This window comes from Methanosphaera sp. WGK6 (assembly GCF_001729965.1).
In the GTDB taxonomy this organism is placed as follows: domain Archaea; phylum Methanobacteriota; class Methanobacteria; order Methanobacteriales; family Methanobacteriaceae; genus Methanosphaera.
The window spans coordinates 90636-107867 of the sequence record NZ_JRWK01000002.1 but is presented as its reverse complement, the minus strand read 5'-3'; the positions used below and the strand labels follow the sequence as shown (position 1 = coordinate 107867).

Genomic DNA, 17232 nt, shown 5'->3' with positions numbered 1-17232 from the left:
TAAATCACTTAACATACTCTTGGCACTGGGTCAGCTATTGGTGGTTCAATTAATCGTTCTCCTCCAATTAATGTTTCCATAATTACATGTTTTCCTTCAGTAACTTCACCAATAATTTGAGCATCTTTACCATATTTTGTTTTTTGGATAGCTTGTAATACATCATCTGCAGTATCTGCTTTTACACCCATAACTATTTTTCCCTCATTAGCCACTTCAAATGGGTCAATTCCTAACATTTCAGAAACAGCATTTACTTCAGGTTTGATTGGAATTCTTTCTTCATCAAGCATCATCCCTACAGATGCTTTAGTAGCCATTTCATTTAATGCATTTGCTATTCCACCACGTGTTGGATCTTTCATTGCCGTAATTGTTCCCACATTTTTAGCTGCTTCAACCATACTCCATACAGGAGCTACATCAGATTTTAATTCAGTATTATAACCAAATCCTTCTCTTTTTGACATTATAGCCATTCCATGGTCACCAACACTTCCTGTGATAATTATTTTATCTCCAACTTCTAATCCAGAGTCTGTTACAACATCTTCTTTCTTACCTATACCAATACCTGCAGTTGTTATAATCATACTATCCAATTTATCACTGTCAATTACTTTAGTATCTCCAGTGATTATTGCAGCCCCTATTTCTTCACACGTTTCATTCATAGATTTAATAATTTTTTCTAAATCATCACGTGGAAAACCTTCACTTATAACCATTGCATTATTTAAAGATACTGGTTTTACTCCCATTACTGCTATATCATTTAATGTTCCTGCAGCTGAAATTCTTCCAATATCTCCTCCTGGGAAGAATAAAGGTTGTACTGTGTGACTATCAATAGTTGTTACAACTACATGGTCATCATCCAAAGGTATTGTTGCACTATCATCTAATGCTTCTAAACCAATTCCACCATTTACACTAGTTTTTGAAATATTACCTAATATGATGTCTGAAATCATACTTTGCATAACTTCTCCACCAGCACCATGAACCATGTTTATTTTATCATCATTGTATGCCATTATTTAACTCCTTCAATTAATCAATTAATTAATTATGAAAATCAATTTAAAAAAATAATTTTTTTATTTTATCTATAATATATATTATTATTACAATATTTTATAAAATTATACTAAATAATAGTCAATAACCTATTATGTTATGTAACAAGTATTTTGAAATTGGATAAATAAATATAAATATAATTGAAATAATATATTATAATATTATTGTAAAAATAGTATAGTATTATAATACTCTTATTATCTTTATAGTAATCCCGTACAAATTACAAGAAGATAATTGATGATTCTAGAAGTTAATTATCAATAAAGGTAATATAAAATCTAAAAACATGGATTAAATAATATATACAAATTTTACTTTCATACAATAACTTTTAAAAGTTGATGAGTATTATACGGATTTACTTAAATTATACTTCAACTTATTAAGTATAAATTTACATTAAACATGAGGTGAAAATATGGCAATATGGCAAGGAAGCTCCTTAAGAAGACCATCCGGAGCAAGATCAAGAAGAAATAAAAATAAAAGAAATGCTGAATTCGGAAGAACACCAGCAGAAACAAGAATTGGAGAAGAAGTTAAAAAAGAAATAGTAGCAAGAGGAAACTGCACAAAAACAAGAGCTACTGTTGCAAATAGAATCAATGTTATTGATCCTAAAGACAACTCCAGCAAAAATGTTGAAATAAAAACCGTACTCGAAAACAGTGCAAACAGCCACTTCGTAAGAAGAAATATTATTACAAAAGGTGCAATTGTTGAAACTGAAATTGGTAAAGCAAAAATAACATCAAGACCTGGACAAAAAGGAATAGTTAATGGTGTATTAATCGAATGAGCATTCCAAAAAAAATCGAAGAAGAGGTTACGGAGCTTCTTGGCTCCATAAACCAAAACCTTCCAAATGATATGGAACTCGAATTGGAAGGTTATTATGATAGAGGATTCTTCGTTACTAAAAAAAGATATGCGGTCATTGCTGATGATGTTATCACAGTGAAAGGTTTAGAGTTAGTTCGTCGTGACTGGGCTGCTGTAGCTAAAAACACACAACATGATATTTTAGAAGCTATACTTAAACATGCTTCACCAACACAAGCAAAAAAAATTGTGAAAGATGTTATTAAAAAATTAAATAATGGTGAAGTAGACATTGAAGATCTTGTCATACATACAAAACTTACTAAAAAACCTGAAAATTATAAACAAATAGCTCCACACGTAATTGCGGCTGAGAAACTAGCATTACATGGACAAAAAGTTACTAGTGGTTCTATTATTCGCTACGTTATTACAAAAGGTAAAGAACCCATTAGTAAAAGAGCAGAACCAATAGAATATATTGGAAATAAAGAATATGATCCTGAATATTATATTCAAAACCAAGTATTACCTGCAACTTTAAGAATTCTTGAAGCTATAGGTTATTCTGAAGAACAAATAATGAATAATGAAAAACAAACAAGCCTTGATAGTTTCTTCTAAAGTATTTTAACCTCCATTGAAAAACTATTTTTATTTTAGAAAATGAAATTAATAATTTCCTCTTCTTAGAATCATTATTATTAAAATTACACCTAATACTGCACTAAATACAAATCCTATAAATCCTAAAAATGGATATCCGAATAAATAATAGCCATTATCAGTTAACATAATTAATGATGAACCAACAATTAATGCAGCTGTTATTATAGCTAGTGATAATTCATTTATTATTCTTGAAAAGATATTATTTAACTCAGATAATTCATTCAAGCCTACAGATAATTCAAATTTTCCATCATTTAGAATATCTTCAAAACTTAACAAAAAACCTGGTAATTTAGTAATAAAATATTGTAAATCCATATAACCTTCACTAAGTTTTGTAAACATATTTTTAGGTTTGAAATTATCTAATAACATGATTAATGTATATTGTTTTAATATTTCAGTAGTATTAAATGATGGATCTAATTTTTTACCTATATCATCTACCATAATTAATGTTCTAATTACCATTAATAAGTCCCTAGGTATTACTATACCATATTTATTTAATGTATTATTTTGAATAAGTTCATGTAAGACACCAGACACATCATTAAATTGTACACCATAGTATTTGTCGAGTAAATTCATAATTTCATATTCTATATCATCATATAATGATTTATCATTGAAAATAGACATGTGATATAATTGTTTAGTAAGTAATTTTGCATCACCATTTGATATAAATATAAATAATTTTGTTAAATCCTCTCTTAATTCACTATCTAAATGACCCATCATACCAAAATCTACAAATGCAACAATATTATCCTCTAAAACAAAAATATTTCCTGGATGAGGATCTGCATGATAAAATCCATGAACTAATATTTGTTTAACAAATGAATCAGCACCTGTTCTTGCAATTTTTTCATTATCAAATTTTTCATCAGAACTAGACAATACATAATTTAAACTAACACCATCTAAAAATTCCATGACTAATACTTTATCGGTAGAATATTTTTGATAGATTTTAGGAATATAAACATCATCATTTTCTAATAAAACACCCAAATGAATTGCATTTCTTGCTTCAAATCCATAATCTAATTCTTTTCGAATATCCTTTTCAAAAACTTCAACAATACCCGGTAAATTATATGATTTAGTATTAGCTATACTTTTATCTAAACGATTTGCAATAATTTTCATTAAATTAATATCACTATCAACAGTATCCCTAATTCCTGGATGTTGTACTTTGACAGCCACACATACCCCACCCAAATATGCTTTATGCACCTGACCAATACTTGCAGATGCTATTGGCTCTTCAGAAAAATCATCAAATATTTCATCAATTGATTTTGAAAACTCTGATTCAATTATTTTTTTTACATCAACAAATGGTGTTATAGGAGCAGATTCCTGTAACTTAGATAATTCTTCAGCTAAATCAAAACCAACAAGTTCAGGATAGGTACTAAGTGTTTGACCTAATTTAATAAAAGTAGTGCCTAAATCTTGTAAAACCCATCGGATACGTGTATTTAAACTAACATTAGATTCTATGGTAAAAAGTTTATCTACTGGAAGAAATTTGGTATTTTTACTACTTATATTTTGAGCAATACCTTCAAAACCATATTTTATAAGTATTTTTACAATTTCATTCATTCTTGAAAGATTACGCCTACTATCTAAGATTTTCATAGTAATGTTTATTATATTAACACTTTATAAAAATTTCTAAAATTAAATTAAAAAAAAGGGAGTAGATAATATTATATACCCACATATTGAATTAAAGTCATTACAACTACAACAGCTATTATTAAAATTAAAATCATTATGAGTACTGTTACAAATTTACTTGTTAAATTATTTATATTTTCATCTAAATCAACATCATAATCTTCAAGTTCATCATCTAAATTTTTATTAAATTGAGATTGAATTGCTTTATCTTCTGTTGAAACTTCTTGTTTGAAGGTATTATTTGATTTACTATCAGAACTTACTATTTTTTCTTTAATAGGTTCTTCCTCAAAATCAGATTCAATTAATTCTTCTAAATCAATATCATCAGTATTTTCAGTTATTTTAGAAGTAGTTTCTTGTTTTATATTTATATCAGCAGATGCTGTTTTAATATCAGCCACATCTTTAGAAACTGTTAATTCTTCTTCAATATTATCTCCCACAACATCATCAACTAAAATATCATCAGATACAACATCATCAACAACCACATCATCAACTAAAATATCATCAGATACAACATCATCAACAACTACATCATCAACTAAAATATCATCAGATACAACATCATCAACAACCACATCATCAATTGAAATATCATCAGATACAACATCATCAACAACCACATCATCAACTAAAATATCATCAGATACAACATCATCAACAACCACATCATCAACTAAAATATCGTCAGATACAACATCTATATTATTAGATACTTGTTCTTCCATAATACTTGAGTCTTCTTTAGGTTCTGTTTTTAATTTTCTTGATTTTGGTTTTATTGGATTAGCTATAGTTGATTTTGTTGATCTTAACTCTGAAGCATTTTTTGATGGTTTTATTTGTGAAATAGATTCTTCTTTTTGATTATTAAAAGGTTTCTTAACAACAGCTTCTTCTTTTGTTTTTGGTTTAGATTTATTTTCATTAAAATCTATGGTTTCATCAATAGAATCATCGAAGGGTACTTCTTGCCAAATAATATTATCTTCACTAATTTCATTAATATTTAAATCTAAAAGTTCGTCAAATTCATCCACAATTTTTTTTGATTTTCTTGGAATAGTTTTTTCTTTTGAAATAGTTTTTTCTGCATTTGATTCTGGAATAGGAGTTCCACAATTAAAACAGAAATTATCTTTATCACTTAATTCTGTCCCACATTTCCTGCAAAACATTAGATTATACCCCCGTTTGTATTTTTTAAAAATTATATGATTGATAAATGAAAAAAAGTAATATTAAACTTATTTGATAAATAAATTAAATTACATTATTATTTTATACATTATTATTCTATGTGAATATAATTTTTTATTAAATAATAATTATGTGTTTTATATTATATAAAATATAATATTATATAAAGTTATATTAAAAATTCTGAAAAATTACATTAAACTACTTAATATAGTTCTTCCCGAAAAATTTAAACCATATGAATTATAATTTAAGATAATAACTAGCCACACAACAAAGTAAAATAGATAGAAATAAATCATCCATATCAAAAAAAATAACTTAGAAACTATCTCAAATAAAATAGTACAAAAGTTTAGAAATAAACTATAAAATAGATTCCTATATTTTAATTTTTATAATCTCCGATTAAAAATAGAATCTTAAATTAAATAGAGTAAAATACAGTAGAAACACAACTCAGTACACAAAATATTATTTTTTACTAATTAGAACATTAAAGAAGATTTATTTTATTTTTAAAAAAAAATAGATGAGAATTAAATGGTTTAATTAACCAATTACTCTTAAATTATCTGCTAAAATTTTTGGAGTTATACATGAGCCAAGTTGACGAATTTCACCATTAATTGCTTTCACATCTTTCATTATATCAAAAATATTTCCAGAAATCATTGCTTTTTTAATTGGATTTTCAATTGATCCATTTCTTATCTCAAATGCATTCATTGCTTCAACAGAGAAATCACCAGTGATTGGATTTGCTGTATGAGCTCCCATTACACTATTTACAATAATCCCATTTGAAATATCAGATATATCCACTAATTCTTTAAAATTTAATTTTAAATTTGTGAAACCTACACTTGGTACTGAACTATATCCTGCCCTAATTGCATTTGCTGTTGTAGTTACATCCGATTCATCTTTTTTAGCATGATATGTATCATAGATAAAATTTGTAAGTACTCCTTCATCTATTAAAATTGTTTTTTCTGTAGGTGTCCCTTCATCATCAGCAATTGAAGAACGTAAAGCTCCAGGAATTGTTCCATCATCCACTAAATTAAAGTTTTCAGATGCTATTAATTCACCAAGACTATCTTTGAATTTAGATCGTCCTCTTTGTTTATTTTCACTATTCAATGCTGAAAAGAATGTACTCAATAATGATACTGCTGCTGTATGATCTAGAACCACTGCAGTATTTCTTGTTTCTGTTGATTTTGCATTTCTTGAAGATAATGCTAATTCTGTTGCTTTATCTACTATCAAATCCAAATCTAAATTTTTATCATGTTTTAAATCATAATAATAAGCACTAGATACAACATCCGCATCTTCAACATTAACAGATACAGATGCTCCACAAGAAGTTGTTGATTCAGTTACTTCAACACCATTTGAATTTACTATATTTACTATACCTATTCCTTCACCATAACCACCTGCTGTAGGATTACACTTTTTTTCCTTTACTAAGTCAATTAATGTTTTTGAATAGTCAATAGCTTCTTGTAAATCAATATTTTCTAATTTTTTATCATATAACCCATCTATTTTTGAATAAACTTTATTATTATCTATAATTGTTAAATTTTTATCAACATTATTTAGTTTAGAATTATTGATTGCTTGAGTTATTGTTTCCTCCACTTTACTTAAATTAGTAGTATAAGCAAAACCTTGTTTTTGATCTTTAATTACTCTAATTCCTAAACCCACTATGTTTTCTTCTTTTGCATGATTTACTTTATCATTTAATATGTCCACGTCAGTAGATTGTTCTCGTTCCATGTATACTTCTGCGTGATCCACTTTTTTGGTTACATTTCTTAAAATATCATCCATTAGTTGATTCATGTTACCAACCTATTAATTAATCCATTTTAGAAAATCTGTAAGCAATATTACACGTACCTTCTTTACTTACCATACATGCACCAATTGGATGTAATGGATTACATTCTCCACGGAATAGCTTACAATCTTCCGGTCTTGCCATACCCCTAAGTATTGGACCACAAATACATCCTTTTGGAACATTTTCAGAATCAGGAAGGTCCATATCATATTTTACTCTTGCATTATTATCATCAAATTCTTTTTTAAGTTCATATACAGAGTTTGGTATTTCCGGAAAGCCTCTCCATTCTTTTGAAGCTACTTGGAATACTTCTTCCATTTCTTCTTGAGCTTTAATATTTCCTTCTTCACGTACTGCTCGCTTATATTCATTTTGCATACGTGGATTTCCATCTTTTTTCTGTTTTAATATTAAGTATATTGCATATAATATATCTAAAGGATTGAAACCTGCAGTTGATTGAGGAATTCCATAATCCTCAGATAAGAAATCAAATGGTTTTGTACCTATAACTGTACATACATGTCCTGGTTCTATAAGCCCGTCTAATTTTACTTCATCATGTACTAAAAAATCAAGTGTTGGAGGTATTAATCTATGACAAGACAATACTGAAAAATTTTCAGGAGGATTACTTAACATTTCATTTGCAGTAGTTGGAGCAGTTGTTTCAAATCCTGCTGACATAAATACTACATCATTATCAATCTCTTTTGCTAATTCTACCGCATTTCCTATACCATAAACAATCCTAACATCAGCTCCTTCTGCTTTTGCATCTGCTAATGATTTTATAGTTCCAGGTACTCTTAACATGTCACCAAATATTGTTACTGTTACTCCTTGCTCTGCTAATGCAACACATTCATCAATTTCTTGAGCTGGAACTACACATACTGGACATCCCGGACCTGCCACAATTTCAACTTCTTCTGGTAACATTGATCTGATACCATTATACATTATTGTATGTTCATGTGAACCACATACATGCATAATTTTCATTGGTGTTTTTACTTCATCTATTTTTTTAAGTATATCTTTTGTTAAATTTTTCATATTAACCAATAACTCCTTATATTCTTATTTTAGCTGAAAAATTATTAATATAATAAATATGTAGTTTCTATTTTATTTATCAATGAATAATATTATTAAAATTAAAATATTTATATTATTATATAATTACTAATAGTCTAATTCAATGTTGAAAAATATGAATAAATAATACATGATAATGAATTATAAACTATAAAATTTGTTTAAAAAATAAGGTCGTGGAATATATATGCAAGTAAGTGTTGTGGGATTAGGTGTTGAAGGACAAAAAGCAACAATATCCTTATTAAATAGAGGTTATTCAGTATATGCTTCAGATATTAATAGAAATATTGATTTAACACTTTTAAATGAAAATCCCTTAGATAAATCTAATTTAGATCTTGAAATTGGAAGTCATAATCTAGATAAAATATATAAAGTAAAAGCTGTTCTAGTTAGTCCTAGTTTATTTAAAAAAGAAATTAGTAAAAAAATTATAGAAAAAGGGATTTTTATATCAGATGTATTTGAAAAACACAAAAAAATAAAAACAATTGCTGTTACAGGAACTAATGGAAAAACAACCACTAGCCATATGATTTACCATATTCTTAAAAATGCCGGTTATAAAGTAGTTATTGGAGGTAATGGTGGTGGTGGATTTTCAGGATACACTGAACTATTATTAACTGCAAATGAAAACGAATATGATTACATGATTATTGAAACATGTGATATGACCCTTGATTTTTGTAATTATGTGTTTGATATTGATATTATTGTTACAACCAATATAGGTTATGACCATATGGATGTTCATGATTCTATAGAACATTATACAGAAGAAATAGGAACATTCATAAACAATAAACCAGCTATTTTAAATAAAAATGATGAAAACTTATTAAAAATTAAAGAAAAAAGTAGCAAACCATTATTATTTGATACATATAAATATTCTTTAAATTTATTTGGTAAATTTAATTTACAAAATGCTGATGCTGCAAGAGTAACTTGTAAATATCTTGGAATTCCTGATGAAAAAATTATCGAATTCTTAAAAACATTCAAATCAGTAGAAGGTCGTACAATAAAAATAAACTATAAAAATAATGAAATTATTTCTGGAAAAACAGATAATGTTGATGCATTAAAAGCTGTTTTGGAAGAAGAAAAATTTAATATTGTAGTCATAGGTACTCCACGTAAACATGAAAAATGTAGATATAATATTCTAGATTACCTTAAAGAATATAGTCCTGATACTATAGTGATATTTCCAGGACTTGAAGATACTACTTATGAGTATGTTCAATACCTTAATAATCTAGGTTATACTAAAGATGTACTAGTTATTAAAAACATAGATGATATCTTAAAATATATTGAAAGCAAAGATAATTGTAAAATATTCATTGGAGGGAATGGACAAGCTAAAATAACAAAAATAACTAATAAATTACAATAATAACCTTTATTTTTTTAATTTTTATAAAAACATCATCTTAATAAAACTTATTATAGAAATAAATCCCAATAAACCTAGTTTAATTTAAATGAAATAAAATATATAATATAAAATAAATAATTATAATTATTAATAAAATTTAAAAGCTATTTTAACAATTAAATTTAATACTTAATTTCATTTTACGAACTTAAAAGGAGGTTAAATAACATTGGTCAAATATGATAATCCTTATTTATTTATTGGAATTCTAATTTTAGCTGTTATTGCATCAGGTCTTATGTGTAATATAATTACAGCAAATACTCATGATACTTCAAGTATTATGGCTGAAAACGGAACTACTGTTGTTTCAGGTGATCTTTTGATTAATACTGGAACCATGAGAAAAGTTCCATTAGCATCAAATCCTGAAAATATACTACGTCCTCTTAAAAATAGAGATATAACAACAGTATTATTATCATTAATGACAGGATCTGCTCCAAAAGATGTTATTAAAAATAATTCATACATAACAGCAAATGGACATATTTCTAGTAAATTAGAAGGTCCTGGTAAAATTATAATGGATGATGAAGGTAAAATACTAGTTAAACCTGCTGATTCAATGATATGGGGTTATAAGTTACCCTATACTGTTGCAATTAAATCAGGAGATTCAATATCATTAGTCCAAAATAACACAACCATCAAAACATTATCCAAAAGTGAAATCAATAATGATTCTATCCCTACAGATTATGTTACTGCAGCAGAATTACAATCATGGTTTGATTCTGCAAGTAATGGTTCTGAAATTGCTGTAGACTATTATTTAGGTAACTTTAGTGATGATAGAGCAAATGTTTATGGTAAAGAAAACATAATTAAAAATTTTGGTAATGATTCATACGGCTATATGCGAAATTACACTTCAGGAGCACCAGTACTTGTATATGAACATAATGCTTCTGAAATAGAAGTAAGTAATAGTGTTAGTACTGTTGAATATCTATCAGGATATCCCACAGAAACAAGAGCAGCCAATGCTAAGGCATTTGCAGCTGGTTGGAATAACACAGTTATACCTGCACATTCATCAGCCCATGGAAAAGAAAATGCATCTTTTACAGCAATAGCTGAATCTGAAGCTGCATCTGGAAGTGCTACTCATGGAGTATGTCCTCCAGCAAGATCTTTGAGAAATGCATTACTAGAGTTAGGATGTCCAATACCTGTTGGAATGACTACAGGTGATGAAGCAGTTTTATATGGCTATAGACCAACAGTAGATGTATTAGTAACTAACAATTTAGATTATCCAATAAAAATTGTTATGTGGACCACGGGATCCAGTGGAGACACGCAAATATATACCAAAATATATAAACTAACAGATAATACAACAGATATTACTAACAGTACAAATAATACAAATAGTAGTTCTGAATAACCCCCTTTTTCAAATATTTTATTTTTTTATATGAGAACTTTATATTATTCATAGTTCAATTTATAAATAGAGATGAGTTTATGAATGCTATTATAACTGCGGCTGGAAAAAATTCTAGAATGATAAATGATTTTAAAAAAAGAAATAAAACACCAATTCATAAATTAAAATTAGAAATTAATGAAAAACCAATACTAATTCATACATTAAATAATGTCCTTAACTCCAATATTAATAATGTAATTATTGCCCTAGGTCATTATAAAGATGAAATTTACTCATTAATTGAAGAATATAATTTATTAGATAAAGTCCAGATTAAAATTAATCCCAACATAAATGTAGGTTTATCTAAAACAATTGAAAACTGTTTAAAAGAAGATCTAAAAAATAATTATTTATTTATGGCTGCGGACCAACCAACAATATCCACCAATACAATAAATAACTTAATAACTACTTTAAACAATAGTGAGAATCCTAAAAAAACTATTAGTATCCTTGCAAGAAGAAAAATAGGCAAATTAGATAGTGCTGAAGGATTAGGTATGCCTTTTTGTTGTTATGGTAACTTATTATATGATTATATAAAATATGAAAATAACAATTTAAATCCAATACTTAGAAAAATGATTTTAGACAATATTGATTTTTACGGAGTATCTTCAGAAAATACATTAGAACTAATGAATATTAATCATTATGATGAATATAGGTATATTAAAAATAAATTAGAAAAATAAAAAAAATGAAAAATTAGGCAAAATTAGATATTATTTCTGCATCATCAACTGTTAAAGAAATTATCAATTCATCTTCTTTTAAATCACTGAATGCTCTAGATCCCGGACAACCAAAGGATATATTTGGTTTTTTAGTTTCTTTAGGTATTATTACTGATTCAGAACATAATGCTTGTGTTCCTGCTAAATCAGGTTGCAATCTTTTCCCAGTGGATCTTCTATATAATGTAATAAAATCAAATGCTTGCATTACATTACAATATAATATAACCACATCTGGTTCAAATGTTGCATTTTCTAATGGTGCATATGCAACTGCTTCATTAATAGGTTCTGCTTTTGGTACTTTTAAATTAGGAACATCAAGCAAACCTAATGAACCCGCCCCACTTTTACAATCCACTTCATTTACTGTAGCATAAAATGATTTTTTATTTTGTGCAGAAATATAAGTTAATTGACAGTGTTTTGCCTTATCTTCAAATTTAGGTAATATTTTTTTTACATCATTTTCTGATTTATATAATTTTACTGCAACAGGACTTTTATCTAATTTAAATAAAATTTTTAATTTTCCAGATATTCTTTCATAATCCCTAATATGAACTTGACTCATAATCATTAAACTCCTTATATAATAATAAAAATTATTGTATTATGTTATAGTTTTTTAGAATATATTATATTATCTAATTTATTGTATATAACATAATTAAATATCAAAATAAATTATCAGGAAATAATTAAAAAAAATAGAAAAATAGAATAAAATAGTACTTAATGTATAGCATCAGTCAATTCTTTAATTTTTTCATATACATTACTACTTTCTTCAACAACAGTACCTGTTATTATTATATCAGCACCGGCTTCTTTAACTTCTCTTGCATCTTCCGCTGTTCTGATTCCACCACCCACAATTACAATTAAATTAGTTAATTTTTTCACTTTCATAATGAAATCTAAAGGTATATGAGTATCAGCTCCAGAACCTGCTTCAAGATAAATTACTCTCATTCCTAAAAATTCTGCAGCTAAAGAATATGCTACTGCCAAATCAGATTTATTTCTTGGAATTGGTTTTGCATCCCCAACCCAACCAACAGTACCTCCTGGTTCTACAATCAAATACCCCATAGGAATAGTTTCAATACCCATTTTTTTAACAGCAGGTGCAGATAAAGCTTGAGCACCAGTAATCCAATAAGGATTTGTTGAATTTAATAAACTCATAAATAATAAAGCATCAGCATATTTACTAACACCACTAATATTACCAGGAAATAATAAAACAGGTAAATCAACATTTTCTTTTAATGCTTTAACTGTGAGATCTAATTCCTCTTGATTAGTTATAGAACCTCCAACTAAAATAGCATCAGTTTCAGCTCTTTTAGCTTCTTTTGCTATTTTAACTGCTTGTTCAGGTGTTTGTTCATCAGGATCAATTAAAGTTAAGTGTAATTTATGATTTTTCAATGTTTCATTCAGAAAATTTTCAACATTCATGATAGTTTACCTACTATTTAATTAATGAAATTCTAAAATATATAATATTATTTATCAAATTACTATAATTTATTATTTTAGCAGAAATTATCAAACATAAGAATAACACATATAACTATTTGAAAAAATTCAAATTCTTATTTTATTCAGTGCAATAATAATCTATATTTCAAAAAAAATAAATTAACCCTATTAAAAATAGAATCATAAACATTATTTTTTTTCTAAATCAACACCAATAAATAATAAAATAATTTTTAGATAAATAATGAATGTATAACTAAGTTTTGAATAAAAAAAAAGTTGTTTAAAAATAAAAAAAGAGTAAGACTAATTAATAATTCAATTAATCTATCCTCTTGGCTCTTTTGCTTTGTATCTTAAACCTTTGTATCCACATTTTCTGCATGTTTTTGCAGTAGCAGGATTTCTTGCATTACATTTTAAACAAATTTTAATGTTAAACATCCTATTTTCAGCTTCTTCAAATTTTGCCATTCTATTTTCCTCCTAAAAATTCATTTTGTACTTGAATAAGTTCAGCACTATTTTTTGCATCACTATACGCTTCTAATAAGTTTTCATTAAGTGTTATGAAATGAGGCCCCCATTTAAATGAATTCATCAAATCACAAGCTTCATCTTTGTAACCTACAATATACAGTGTAGCACTTAATGCTTCAGCAGTAGATAATATACAAGGTTTTCCATAATTTACAGGATTAGCTGCTACTAAAAATGGAAGTAACCTATGATTTTTCTTAGATTTAAAATTAAATGATGATTTTTTTAATTTATTCCAAGAACAATCTAATGCCGATAATCCATATTTTGTAATTTTATCCCTATCTTCCCGAGATACAGATTTATTAGCTTCAGCATCCAAAACTATTGCATTATAAGGTATTTTTCTCATATTATGAGTAATATTTACTTTATCTTGCTTTTCTAGTTTTATTGAGGTGCATCTTTTTGGATCACACTCATTTGAGTGATAAATTACAATTTTCATCTTATTAAACTTTAAATATTTTATAATTAAATTAATAATTCTTATAATTAGTTATTATTCTTTTTTGAATAAAAATTTTAGAATAATATATTATTATTAGAATAGTATATCATATTTATTTATTTTACATAATAAAAAGATTTCTATTATAGATAACCATATTCAAAATAATAAAAATAATAAAAATGAACTAAATTACAAAATAAGAAATATTGAACGACTTTAAAACAAAATAAGTTATGATAATTACATTAAATGACATATTAAATTAAATTGATTAAATGATAAAAATTAAAAATAAAATTAGAAAATAAAAATAATCATAAAAGAAAAAAAGTAATATAAATATTATAGTTAAAAATGAAACAATCAGTTTAAAGGAATATAACATGAATATAAACATATTTACATTAGTTGGAGAAATAATTGTATTAGGCATTATAATACTTTTAATAGCCATAATTATCACAATTATTTTAGGAATTTATTTATTACGTAAGAATAAGCTAATTTTCCCAAAAATTCTATTATTTACATTGAATTTCACATACCCATCCATAAAATACTTACTTCAGAAATTTCAATTTGATGATTTAATTATAGATCGTATTAGTATTGATTTAAGAAATAAATTAAATGAAAAAAAATTCAAAGAATTAGATGCCAAAGATGTAATAATGGTTTTACCACATTGTTTAAGAGCAATGAATTGTCCTGCAAAATTAGGACATGCTGGTTTAGAATGTATTAAATGTGGAAAATGTTCTATTGGTACATTTAAAAAAATTAGTGATGAAAAAGGAATTGGAATGTATATTGTACCTGGTTCTACTTTTATTAAACATGTTATAAAAATAAGAAAATTTAAAGGTGTGATTGGTGTTGCTTGTCCCTTAGATTTAAATACTGCTATGACTGCACTATCTAACTATACCGTTCAAGGAATATATTTATTAAATGATGGTTGTATTAATACACTGGTTAATGAAGATGAAGTTATTTATCTTATGAATATACTTAAACCAAAAACAAGTTACACTAAATAAAATATTCTCAAATAATTAACATGAATCCATATCATATAATCAACTTAAATTAATTAAATAGTAATGACAGAATTAAATAATAGAATTAAATAGAGGAAACATTACATGAAAAAAATTGCAATAGCTGTTAAAGAAAATGGAAAAAAAGTAGAACACTTTGGTATATGCGAGTATTTTATTGTATATAATTATGATGAAAAAAAACATAATGTTGAATACAATAATGTAATCTTCTCCTCAAAAGATCATGGAACCAATGGTGAAGAATGGGAAAAATCAGCAGATGCTATTAAAAACTGTGACATAGTTATATGTGAAAAAATAGGATTAGTCGCTAAAAATGAAGTTAAAGAAATGGGTATTAAAATTATTGAAAGTGAAGGTTTAATTGAAGACATACTTGATGATTTCATAAAAACTGAAACTAAAAAAGAAAATATTATTTTATAATAAAATAATATAATTATCCTCTCCTTTTTATACTAACTAGTTTTAATTTAAAAAAATACTCCTCAAATAAAATTCAAAATAATATAAATAAAACTTAAATGAATTTTAATGAATAATAGATAAATCTTATTTATAATAAATACAATATACTGACATACAACTTAATAATTCAAATTAAATTAAAATTAAGTGGATAATTCATAAGATATTTTTGAAGATATTAAACGGAGAGTAATCTTTATGAAGCTAGACAATAAATGGCATGAATTATATGAATACCTATATGGAAGTAAATTTAACAGACTTTTAACAATAGGTACAACAAAGAACGGTTATGAAACTTTTAACATAAAATCACTTAATGAGTTAAAAGAAAAATTAGATGAATATTATCCTAGAAATGAATTCTATATTAGTTTATATGATTATGATTCTGAAGAATCATTACTTTCATGGAATAGACTAGATAGTAATAAATTCGAAAAAAAAGCAATAAAAAATTCAATATTATTCCGATTTAGACAAAACACAGATATTATACGAGAAGAAATTATTAATTTAAATGACATTCAAAAATTCATGTTTATTCGTAGATCCATAAACTTAGGTTCTGATAAAACAATAATACATGATGTTAAAAAAGTAAATACGGCTATTAAAGAACTATTCAACATAAAACCATGGATTATGTTTAATGGTTACAATGAATGTTATTTATATCTATTCACCAACAAATTACAACTAAAAAATCCCACAATAACTTATTACTACCTATATAAATTCATAGAAACATATACAGAAATTACAACTCTAACATATACTCAAATAGAACCGTTTTCACAACTTGTAACATTACCTGGAAGTCAAAATAATAAATCACTACTTTATGCAAAAGCATATGATGTGAATTCCAAATACCTTGATATCATTAAAAATAGTGAAAATAAACTATTTGAAGATACATACCTCGAAAAAAATCAAGATACTAGAAAACTAGAAAACTTATTAAAAATTATTGATGAAGAAATAACAAAACAAAAAGTTGAAGGAAATAACGACGTGTTCAATTACAATTTAGATAAATTAATCCAAAATACTATCAATTCCTAAATAAAATTTACTTTCCATTTAATTCTTTTATCATTTACTATTTTTTCATTAAGTTTATATT

17 protein-coding genes are annotated in these 17232 nt (G+C 26.1%); 8 read left to right on the top strand and 9 right to left on the bottom strand.

Going from position 1 to position 17232, the window contains the following annotated elements:
• Positions 1–8: 8 nt before the first annotated feature.
• A complete protein-coding gene (gene hypE / locus NL43_RS01560; protein ID WP_069592259.1) occupies positions 9–1037 on the bottom strand; it encodes a hydrogenase expression/formation protein HypE in 1029 nt (342 codons plus the stop codon).
• 467 nt (positions 1038–1504) lie between these two features.
• On the opposite strand from hypE, the gene NL43_RS01555 reads away from it, so the two are divergent.
• Both NL43_RS01555 and NL43_RS01550 read left to right on the top strand, forming a co-directional pair.
• A complete protein-coding gene (locus NL43_RS01555; protein ID WP_069592257.1) occupies positions 1505–1885 on the top strand; it encodes a 30S ribosomal protein S8e in 381 nt (126 codons plus the stop codon).
• Entirely contained in the window at positions 1882–2532 is a 651-nt protein-coding gene (locus NL43_RS01550; protein WP_084790330.1) for a DNA polymerase domain-containing protein, read from the top strand. The genes NL43_RS01555 and NL43_RS01550 overlap by 4 nt, the downstream gene beginning before the upstream one ends.
• A 48-nt stretch (positions 2533–2580) precedes the next feature.
• On the opposite strand, the gene NL43_RS01545 is transcribed toward NL43_RS01550, so the two are convergent.
• The 4 genes from NL43_RS01545 to hypD all read right to left on the bottom strand — a co-directional run bounded on the left by NL43_RS01545 (position 2581) and on the right by hypD (position 8416).
• A complete protein-coding gene (locus tag NL43_RS01545) occupies positions 2581–4203 on the bottom strand; it encodes an AarF/ABC1/UbiB kinase family protein (RefSeq protein ID WP_158005537.1) in 1623 nt (540 codons plus the stop codon).
• A 107-nt stretch (positions 4204–4310) separates the two neighbouring features.
• Positions 4311–5468: a zinc ribbon domain-containing protein gene (locus tag NL43_RS01540; protein WP_069592253.1), complete on the bottom strand. Its 1158-nt coding sequence runs from the start codon at positions 5466–5468 to the stop codon at positions 4311–4313.
• Positions 5469–6042: 574 nt separating this feature from the next.
• Positions 6043–7353, bottom strand: coding sequence for a TldD/PmbA family protein (locus tag NL43_RS01535; RefSeq protein ID WP_069592251.1), 1311 nt, complete (start codon positions 7351–7353; stop codon positions 6043–6045).
• A 16-nt stretch (positions 7354–7369) separates the two neighbouring features.
• Complete coding sequence (hypD, locus tag NL43_RS01530) at positions 7370–8416, bottom strand: hydrogenase formation protein HypD (RefSeq protein WP_069592249.1); 1047 nt, start codon at positions 8414–8416, stop codon at positions 7370–7372.
• 229 nt (positions 8417–8645) lie between these two features.
• Here hypD and NL43_RS01525 point away from each other — a divergent pair, with 229 nt between their 5' ends.
• From NL43_RS01525 to NL43_RS01515, 3 genes are all read left to right on the top strand, one after another.
• Entirely contained in the window at positions 8646–9866 is a 1221-nt protein-coding gene (locus NL43_RS01525) for a Mur ligase family protein (RefSeq protein ID WP_069592248.1), read from the top strand.
• Between the two features lie 211 nt (positions 9867–10077).
• Positions 10078–11301, top strand: a complete 1224-nt coding sequence (locus NL43_RS01520) for a hypothetical protein (protein WP_069592247.1) — start codon at positions 10078–10080, stop codon at positions 11299–11301.
• Between the two features lie 80 nt (positions 11302–11381).
• A complete protein-coding gene (locus tag NL43_RS01515; RefSeq protein ID WP_069592244.1) occupies positions 11382–12044 on the top strand; it encodes an NTP transferase domain-containing protein in 663 nt (220 codons plus the stop codon).
• Between the two features lie 13 nt (positions 12045–12057).
• Here the strand turns inward: NL43_RS01515 and NL43_RS01510 are convergent, their stop codons facing one another.
• From NL43_RS01510 to NL43_RS01495, 4 genes are all read right to left on the bottom strand, one after another.
• Entirely contained in the window at positions 12058–12660 is a 603-nt protein-coding gene (locus NL43_RS01510) for a DUF169 domain-containing protein (RefSeq protein ID WP_069592242.1), read from the bottom strand.
• 161 nt (positions 12661–12821) lie between these two features.
• Positions 12822–13553, bottom strand: a complete 732-nt coding sequence (locus NL43_RS01505; RefSeq protein WP_069592238.1) for a geranylgeranylglyceryl/heptaprenylglyceryl phosphate synthase — start codon at positions 13551–13553, stop codon at positions 12822–12824.
• Between the two features lie 351 nt (positions 13554–13904).
• A complete protein-coding gene (locus NL43_RS01500) occupies positions 13905–14051 on the bottom strand; it encodes a 50S ribosomal protein L40e (protein ID WP_069592232.1) in 147 nt (48 codons plus the stop codon).
• Position 14052: 1 nt separating this feature from the next.
• Entirely contained in the window at positions 14053–14565 is a 513-nt protein-coding gene (locus NL43_RS01495) for a DUF367 family protein (protein ID WP_069592230.1), read from the bottom strand.
• Between the two features lie 389 nt (positions 14566–14954).
• Between NL43_RS01495 and NL43_RS01490 the strand changes: the two genes are divergently transcribed.
• From NL43_RS01490 to NL43_RS01480, 3 genes are all read left to right on the top strand, one after another.
• A complete protein-coding gene (locus tag NL43_RS01490) occupies positions 14955–15611 on the top strand; it encodes a DUF116 domain-containing protein (protein ID WP_069592226.1) in 657 nt (218 codons plus the stop codon).
• 105 nt (positions 15612–15716) lie between these two features.
• Complete coding sequence (locus NL43_RS01485) at positions 15717–16061, top strand: NifB/NifX family molybdenum-iron cluster-binding protein (protein WP_069592224.1); 345 nt, start codon at positions 15717–15719, stop codon at positions 16059–16061.
• Positions 16062–16301: 240 nt separating this feature from the next.
• On the top strand, positions 16302–17171 hold the full coding sequence (locus NL43_RS01480) for a hypothetical protein (RefSeq protein WP_069592222.1): 870 nt from the start codon (positions 16302–16304) through the stop codon (positions 17169–17171).
• Positions 17172–17232 lie beyond the last annotated feature (61 nt).

What these genes read in the sequence shown, in the direction of transcription:
- hypD (WP_069592249.1), bottom strand. Translation starts at nt 8,416, where the DNA reads ATGAAAAATTTAACAAAAGATATACTTAAAAAAATAGATGAAGTAAAA.
- NL43_RS01500 (WP_069592232.1), bottom strand. Translation starts at nt 14,051, where the DNA reads ATGGCAAAATTTGAAGAAGCTGAAAATAGGATGTTTAACATTAAAATT.
- NL43_RS01505 (WP_069592238.1), bottom strand. Translation starts at nt 13,553, where the DNA reads ATGAATGTTGAAAATTTTCTGAATGAAACATTGAAAAATCATAAATTA.
- NL43_RS01490 (WP_069592226.1), top strand. Translation starts at nt 14,955, where the DNA reads ATGAATATAAACATATTTACATTAGTTGGAGAAATAATTGTATTAGGC.
- NL43_RS01535 (WP_069592251.1), bottom strand. Translation starts at nt 7,353, where the DNA reads ATGAATCAACTAATGGATGATATTTTAAGAAATGTAACCAAAAAAGTG.
- NL43_RS01525 (WP_069592248.1), top strand. Translation starts at nt 8,646, where the DNA reads ATGCAAGTAAGTGTTGTGGGATTAGGTGTTGAAGGACAAAAAGCAACA.
- NL43_RS01495 (WP_069592230.1), bottom strand. Translation starts at nt 14,565, where the DNA reads ATGAAAATTGTAATTTATCACTCAAATGAGTGTGATCCAAAAAGATGC.
- NL43_RS01550 (WP_084790330.1), top strand. Translation starts at nt 1,882, where the DNA reads ATGAGCATTCCAAAAAAAATCGAAGAAGAGGTTACGGAGCTTCTTGGC.
- NL43_RS01510 (WP_069592242.1), bottom strand. Translation starts at nt 12,660, where the DNA reads ATGAGTCAAGTTCATATTAGGGATTATGAAAGAATATCTGGAAAATTA.
- NL43_RS01515 (WP_069592244.1), top strand. Translation starts at nt 11,382, where the DNA reads ATGAATGCTATTATAACTGCGGCTGGAAAAAATTCTAGAATGATAAAT.
- hypE (WP_069592259.1), bottom strand. Translation starts at nt 1,037, where the DNA reads ATGGCATACAATGATGATAAAATAAACATGGTTCATGGTGCTGGTGGA.
- NL43_RS01555 (WP_069592257.1), top strand. Translation starts at nt 1,505, where the DNA reads ATGGCAATATGGCAAGGAAGCTCCTTAAGAAGACCATCCGGAGCAAGA.
- NL43_RS01480 (WP_069592222.1), top strand. Translation starts at nt 16,302, where the DNA reads ATGAAGCTAGACAATAAATGGCATGAATTATATGAATACCTATATGGA.
- NL43_RS01485 (WP_069592224.1), top strand. Translation starts at nt 15,717, where the DNA reads ATGAAAAAAATTGCAATAGCTGTTAAAGAAAATGGAAAAAAAGTAGAA.
- NL43_RS01545 (WP_158005537.1), bottom strand. Translation starts at nt 4,203, where the DNA reads ATGAATGAAATTGTAAAAATACTTATAAAATATGGTTTTGAAGGTATT.
- NL43_RS01540 (WP_069592253.1), bottom strand. Translation starts at nt 5,468, where the DNA reads ATGTTTTGCAGGAAATGTGGGACAGAATTAAGTGATAAAGATAATTTC.